7 protein-coding genes and 1 pseudogene are annotated in these 6421 nt (G+C 71.3%); 4 read left to right on the plus strand and 4 right to left on the minus strand.

Annotated features, from left to right (window positions below; genetic code table 11):
- Positions 1-215 (minus strand): ATP-binding protein (locus AC08OQ_RS16685; protein ID WP_476612181.1); only part of this gene is annotated, 215 nt, incomplete at its 3' end.
- Between the two features lie 127 nt (positions 216-342).
- Between AC08OQ_RS16685 and AC08OQ_RS16690 the strand changes: the two genes are divergently transcribed.
- Complete coding sequence (locus tag AC08OQ_RS16690) at positions 343-606, plus strand: hypothetical protein (protein ID WP_476601863.1); 264 nt, start codon at positions 343-345, stop codon at positions 604-606.
- Here the strand turns inward: AC08OQ_RS16690 and AC08OQ_RS16695 are convergent.
- Together AC08OQ_RS16695 and AC08OQ_RS16700 are read right to left on the minus strand one after the other, a co-directional pair.
- Positions 589-1485, minus strand: a pseudogene (locus AC08OQ_RS16695) (histidine kinase dimerization/phospho-acceptor domain-containing protein); the annotation flags it as partial. The gene AC08OQ_RS16690 and the pseudogene AC08OQ_RS16695 sit on opposite strands and share 18 nt — an antisense overlap.
- Positions 1436-2155 carry a response regulator transcription factor gene (locus tag AC08OQ_RS16700; RefSeq protein WP_476601864.1) on the minus strand — a complete coding sequence of 240 codons (720 nt, stop codon included), beginning with the start codon at positions 2153-2155 and terminating at the stop codon, positions 1436-1438. The pseudogene AC08OQ_RS16695 and the gene AC08OQ_RS16700, both read right to left, overlap by 50 nt.
- A gap of 278 nt (positions 2156-2433) precedes the next feature.
- Here AC08OQ_RS16700 and AC08OQ_RS16705 point away from each other — a divergent pair, with 278 nt between their 5' ends.
- Entirely contained in the window at positions 2434-3372 is a 939-nt protein-coding gene (locus tag AC08OQ_RS16705) for an acyl-ACP desaturase (RefSeq protein ID WP_462189227.1), read from the plus strand.
- Between the two features lie 165 nt (positions 3373-3537).
- On the opposite strand, the gene AC08OQ_RS16710 is transcribed toward AC08OQ_RS16705, so the two are convergent.
- A complete protein-coding gene (locus tag AC08OQ_RS16710; RefSeq protein ID WP_476601865.1) occupies positions 3538-4176 on the minus strand; it encodes a dTMP kinase in 639 nt (212 codons plus the stop codon).
- Positions 4177-4356: 180 nt separating this feature from the next.
- Between AC08OQ_RS16710 and AC08OQ_RS16715 the strand changes: the two genes are divergently transcribed.
- Entirely contained in the window at positions 4357-5763 is a 1407-nt protein-coding gene (locus tag AC08OQ_RS16715) for a sensor histidine kinase (RefSeq protein WP_476612182.1), read from the plus strand.
- Positions 5760-6404 carry a response regulator gene (locus tag AC08OQ_RS16720; protein ID WP_476601867.1) on the plus strand — a complete coding sequence of 215 codons (645 nt, stop codon included), beginning with the start codon at positions 5760-5762 and terminating at the stop codon, positions 6402-6404. Before AC08OQ_RS16715 ends, AC08OQ_RS16720 begins: the two co-directional genes overlap by 4 nt.
- The last annotated feature ends 17 nt before the right edge of the window (positions 6405-6421 follow it).

Consider the following 6421-nt stretch of genomic DNA (forward strand, 5'->3'; position numbering starts at 1 on the left):
ACCCACGATGCCGCCTCCGGAACCGGCACCGGCAGCAGGAACCGGAAGACCGTGCCGGTGCCGACGGCACTGGACACCTCGACCCGGCCGCCATGGGCGGCGGCGGTCGCCGCGACGATGGACAGCCCCAGCCCGTTGCCGCCAGGCCCCCGTGCCCGGCTGTCCGCGGCCCGGTAGAAGCGGTCGAACACGTGCTCGGCAACCTCCGGTGGCATGCCCGGCCCGTGGTCGATGACGTGAAGCTCCGCGCCCCCGGGGGGTCCCGGGGGCGGCGGGGCCGGTCGGCGCGGCGCCCGCCGGCAGCGCGTGCAGCCGCACCTCGATCGGCGTCTCGGGCGGGGTGTGGACGCGGGCGTTGGTCAGGAGGTTGCCGGCGAGCTGGCGCAGCGCGTTCTCGTCGCCGAGGACGACACAGCTCGCCGGGAGCTCGGCGCTCACCGGGCGCTCGGGGACCGCGACCCGCAGGTCGGCGACGGCGTCGCGGACGAGCCTGGCAAAGTCGATCTCGGCCCGCCGCATCGGTCGCTGCTCGTCGAGGTGGGCCAGGTACAGCAGGTCGTCGACGAGGGTGCTTATCCGGGCGGCCTCCTCCTGGACCCGGCGTAGCGCGTCATCCGCGTCGATCGCCGTCACCATTCCGCCGCGCAGCAGATCGGCGTAGCCGCGGATCGAGGTCAACGGCGTCCGCAGCTCGTGGGAGGCGTCGGCGGCGAAGCGGCGGAGCTGCTCCTGGGAGGCGACCCGGGCGGCGAACGCGGCCTGGATCTGGCCGAGCATCGTGTTGAGGGCCATGGCGAGCTGACCGGTCTCCGAACGGGCCGACCCCGCCGGCACCCGCCGGTCGAGATCCCCCCGGCGATCGCCGACGCGGTGGAGATCATCTGACGCAGTGGGCGCAGGCCACGGGTCAGCCGCACCCAGGCGAGCACGGCGATCGCGGCGAGCACCGCGAGACCCACCGCCACTTCGATCATCACCAGTCGGTGGACCGTCTCCGCGACCGGCTTCAGCGGCAGCGCGACGAGAACCCGTGGCCCGCGCGGACTGTCCCGGACGACCGCTCGGTACCGCTCCCGGTCGGCGATGACGGTGAACGGTGCGGCACCCCGGTCCCCGGCGGCGTCCAGCAGGGGCGTAGCCGGCGGCGTGGGAGTCACCGAACCCGCGATGCGCAGCACCGTCCCGTCCGTCCGCCGGATCTCCACCAGGTAGTCGGTCGGCGCCACGGCCCGCTCCACCCCGGCCCGGCCCAGCGCCTCCCACCGGGACAGATAGGCAGCAGCCGGCAGGCCGCCCAGCACCCGCGCGCGGGTGAGCTGCTGGTCGATCCGGTCGTCCAGGTAGGCACGCAGCGCGAACACGCTCGCCCCACCCACGATGACCAGTCCCAGTGCGGTCAGCGCGATCAGGCCGGACATCAGCTTCAGGCGGAGCGTCACCGGTTGGACCCCGCCACCGGAAGGCGCAGCACGTAGCCAAAACCACGCTGGGTGTGGATGAGAGACGGGCCGTGCCGGCCGAGCTTGCGCCGCAGGTAGCTGACGTACTGGTCCACGATGGTCGGCTCGCCCGCGTAGTCGTAGCTCCACACCGCGTCGAGGATCTGGGTCCTGGACAGCACCCGGTTGGGGTTGGTCAGGAAGTACCGCAGCAGGGAGAACTCCGTCGGCGACAGGTCGATCGGTTCCCCGGCGCGGCGGACGAGATGGGCGTCCCGGTCGAGTTCCACGTCGGCGAACCGCAGCGGGGACGGCGGCACGGGTGCCGGCTCGGCCGGCGGAGGTGACGTCCGGCGCAGCACGGCCCGGACCCGGGCGACGAGCTCGTCGACGGCGAACGGCTTGGTGACGTAGTCGTCGCCGCCGTAGGTGAGGCCGGCGATCTTGTCCCGGTGGGCGTTGCGCGCGCTCAGGTAGACGACGGGTACCGGGTGCCCGTCCGCGCGCAACATCCGGCAGATCTCGAAGCCGTCGATGTCGGGCAGCATCACATCAAGGATCATCAGATCCGGCCGGGCCTCGACGGCCAACTCGAGCGCCGCCCGACCGGTGGTCGCGGTCAGAACGTCGAAACCATGGAAACGTAACGCCATCCGCAGCAGATCGACGATGTTCGGCTCATCGTCGACAACCAGCACACGCGGGGCAGTGGACATGTCCGGCTCCCTGGACGCGACCTCGATGCAGCGGGTGGACGGCGATGCGGGCGGCGATGTCGACATCGTCCGCGTCGAGTTCATCCGAGCATCATGAGAGTTCGGTGTGAGCCGGATGCCGACCGGGCGCGCCGGGACTGTCCGGCCGGGCGTCCTCGCCGGGCCTGGCAAGGATGCCCGCTCCCGCAGCGGGACTGCCTCGGCGGAACAGTTCCACGCTCGGTAATCCACACCCGCGGGACATGGTTAACACATGATCCCTCTGGAACAGTTCCCCAATGAAATCACTCACGGACATCGACCTGATACGCGATCTGGAGCCCGTCGCCGAGGCCAACCTGAACCGGCATCTCGGCGTCGCCGCCGAATGGATGCCGCACGAGTACGTACCCTGGGGCGAGGGCCGCGACTTCGACAGTCTCCCCTGGGAGCCCGGGCAGTCGAAGCTTTCCAAGATCGCGCAGATCGCGTTCGAGGTCAACCTGCTGACCGAGGACAACCTGCCGAGCTACCACCGGGAGATCGCGGACGCGTTCGGCCGGGACGGCGCCTGGGGAAGCTGGGTGCACCGGTGGACCGCCGAAGAGGGGCGCCACTCCATAGCGATGCGCGACTACCTCCTGGTCACCCGGGCGGTGGACCCGATCGCCCTCGAACGCAACCGCATGTACCAGATGGGCAAGGGCTACGACAGCCGGGACAAGTCCCCGCTGGAGGCAACGGCGTACGTCTCCTTCCAGGAACTGGCGACCCGGGTGAGCCACCGCAACACTGGCCGTTTCTGCGGGGAACCGATCGCCGAGAAGCTGCTCACGCGGGTGGCGACGGACGAGAACCTGCACATGATCTTCTATCGGAACGTGATCGCGGGGGCGCTGGAGCTCGACCCCTCGCGTACCGTGGTGGCCATCCGCGACGAGCTCGTCAACTTCCAGATGCCCGGCACCGGCATCCGTGACTTCGGCCGCAAGGCGATCCAGATCGCCCGGGCCGGCATCTACAACCTGCGCATCCACCACGACGACGTGGTGCTGCCGATCCTGCGTCACTGGCGGTTCTTCGACCTGGAGGGCCTGAATGGCGAGGCTGAGAAGGCCCGCGAGGAGGTCTCCGCCTTCGTCACCGGGCTCGACGCCCTCGCGACGCAGCAGGAAGCGAAGCTGGCGCGGACCACGGAACGTGCCACCCGGCGAGCCGAGGCGTTGGCCTCGGCCTAACGCATAACCTGCATAGGAGTCGAAATGAAATAACTTGCGCGTTTCGAACCCTCCACAGGCCTGTGACCTGCGATGATGCTCTCGATCACGTATTTGTTACTTCATTACGTCCCCATAACCCAGAAATCCGGAAAATCCGGGATGGTCTCACTGCCCGTAGCGTCCCTACCGGGTGGTGAGGTGTTCGCAGATCGTGTCGACACCGGTCTCCCGGTCCACCACCAGCCACGGGGAGACCCAGCTCCGGGCCGCCAACTCCTCGTACATCCGCGCGCACCGCTCCTGCAGCCCGTCGTCGGACTCGAAGGTGTCCAGCGCCCGGCCTCGGTCGGCCCCGGCGCGGGCGAGCGTACCCGCCCGCGCCGTCCCCACCGGGATCCGCAGCAGGACCTGGAGATCGGGCACCGGCAGCGCGAGCGCGCCGAGTTCCAGCTCGGCGATCCAGGCGGGAAAGCTCTCCCGCTCGGTGGCCGGCAGCCGCGCCGCGCCGTACGCCGCGTTCGACGCCACGTAACGATCGATGATCACCAGATCATGCGTGCGGACGAGGGCGTCGAGTTCGGGACGGGAGTTGGCCCGGTCGAGCGCGAACATCATCGCGCTCGCCCGGGGAGAGGCCGCGAGCGGCGCGAGCCGCGGATCGCCGGCCAGCAAGCCGCGCACCGCCGGGCCGAGAGGCTCGGTCGCATAGCGGGGATAGGCGAGCGTCGCGACGCTGCGGCCGGCGGCGGTGAGGCGAGCGACCAGCCGCCCGGTTAGCGTGTTCTTGCCCGCGCCGTCGACGCCTTCGATCGCGAGGATCACCCGCCTGGCACCTCCCCGCCACCGGCCGTCGTGAGCCCTTAGGCCGCAGCGTAACCGTAACAAGGACACAGCCCGTAACAAGGACACCACAAGGACACGTCGAAACCGATCGACCACCGGCCGGGCGCTTCCTCCTCCCGGCTGCGTCCCGGCCCGTACGCGGGATACGTCCAGTGGCGGATGTCGGCACGACGGCGGCTCGCTACCGTCGGAGAGATGGAGGCCAGGCGCGGCATCTTCCCGGTGATCGGTGACGTCCTGTTCACCGCATTCACCGCGGCGGCGTTGCTCCGCGGTTCCGGGGAGGCGGGTGCCGACCAGGTGCCCCCCTCCCGGCCGTTGGATGCCTTCGCCTACGTGCTGCTCGCCCTGCTGGCCGCCGCCATCCCCCTGCGCCGCCGGGCCCCGTTGGCCATGCTCGTGGCCACGAGCCTGCTCCTCGGCGGCTACCTCGGCGCCGGCTACCCGCGCGGCCCCGCGTTCTTTCCCGTGATCGTGGCCGGGCTCGCGGTCGGGCTGCGCCACGACCAGCGGACGACGAGCCGAGCCGTGGGGGTCTGCGTTCTACTGATCTTCCTCGGCTCGGTCGTCGCGCTGCTGCGGGGATACGCCGACGGCGGCTGGAAGTTCGCCATCGCGATAATCGGGACGGCCGCATCCTGCACCGTTCCCGCGTTCGTGGGCGCCCTGATCAGACTCAACCGCATCGCCTCTGCGCAGGCCAAGGAGGAGGCGACCCGCCGCCGGATCGAACAGGAACGGCTGCGGATGGCTCGCGAGGTTCACGATGTCGTGGGCCACAGCCTGTCCATTATCTCCCTGCAGGCCGCGGTGGCGCTGCATGTGCTGGACCGGCGTCCCGAGCAGGCCCAGGTGGCCCTGGAGGCCATCCGCCGGACGAGCGTCGACGCGCTGGACGAGCTGCGGGCCACCCTGGCGCTCACCCGGGCCGGCCGGCGGGCGGACCCGGCCGCGGACGACGTCACCGCCGCCGCTGCCAATGCCACCACTGCCACCGCTGCTGCTGCCACCACCGCTGCTGCCGCTGCCACGTCCTCGACGGATACCCCGGAGGGGACCGGCAGGGCCCGCGAGGCGCATGACGAGCCGCCCAGAACCCCGTTGACGGGACTCGGCCGACTCCCGAGCCTGCTGCGCGAGGTCCGGCTCTGCGGGGTGCCCGTCGAGCTCGTCACGCAGGGAGACTCCCGGGATCTCACGGGCCTGCCGGCGGACCTCGATCTGGCGGCCTACCGCATCATTCAGGAGTCGCTGACCAACGTGCTCCGGCACGGGGAGCCGAACGGAGTACGAGTGCGCGTCACCATGGGGATCATCGGCGGCCGGCTCGTCGTCGACGTCACCGACCAGCCGGGCACGGCCGCGCCCCCGCCGCTCCCCGGCGAGCCGCACGGCTGGCCGACCTCGACCGGCCACGGGCTCACCGGGCTGCGGGAGCGGGCCGCGGAGTTCGGCGGAAGCCTCACCGCCGGACCGGTCCAGGCCGGCGGTTGGCAGGTCCGGGCCGAGCTTCCGGTGCACACCGGCGGCGGCCGGACGCTCCCCGGCCGGGTGACGCGCTCGTGATCCGGGTGGCGGTGGCCGACGACCAGCCGCTGGTGCGGCTCGGGCTGCGGGTACTCATCGAGACCGAGGACGATCTGGAGCTCGTCGGCGAGGCCGAGGACGGCCGGGCCGCGGTCGAGCTCGTCCGCGCCACCCGACCCGACGTCGTGCTGCTCGACATCCGCATGCCGGTTCTCGACGGGCTGGCGGCGCTGCGGACGATCGTCGAGGATCCCGGCCTGGCCGCCACCCGGGTCGTCATGGTCACCACCTTTGAGCTGGACGAATACGTCTTCGAGGCGTTGCGGGGCGGCGCCTCGGGCTTCGTGCTCAAGGACACCGAGCCCGCCGACCTGCTGCGGGCGATCCGGGTCGTCGCCGCGGGCGAGTCCCTGCTCTCCCCGACGGTGACCCGGCTCGTCATCGAGGCCTTCGCCCGCCGGCCAGCCGCCGTCGCCGCCCCGGACCTGCGCGGGCTAACCGTGCGGGAACGCGAGGTGATGAGCCTCGTCGGCCACGGGCTGTCCAACGACGAGATCGCCGCCCAACTGGTGATCAGTCCGGCGACGGCCCGCACCCACGTGAGCCGGGTGATGGTGAAACTGGCGGCGCGGGACCGAGCCCAGCTCGCCGTCCTGGCCCACCAGGCCGGCCTCGTCTGAGCCGGCTGGGCGTACCC

The organism is Frankia sp. CcCS3, from assembly GCF_977927575.1.

Bases quoted from the DNA above. Each gene is read 5' to 3' on its own strand.
- AC08OQ_RS16700 (WP_476601864.1), bottom strand. From the start codon at position 2,155: ATGTCCACTGCCCCGCGTGTGCTGGTTGTCGACGATGAGCCGAACATC.
- AC08OQ_RS16705 (WP_462189227.1), top strand. From the start codon at position 2,434: ATGAAATCACTCACGGACATCGACCTGATACGCGATCTGGAGCCCGTC.
- AC08OQ_RS16715 (WP_476612182.1), top strand. From the start codon at position 4,357: ATGTCGGCACGACGGCGGCTCGCTACCGTCGGAGAGATGGAGGCCAGG.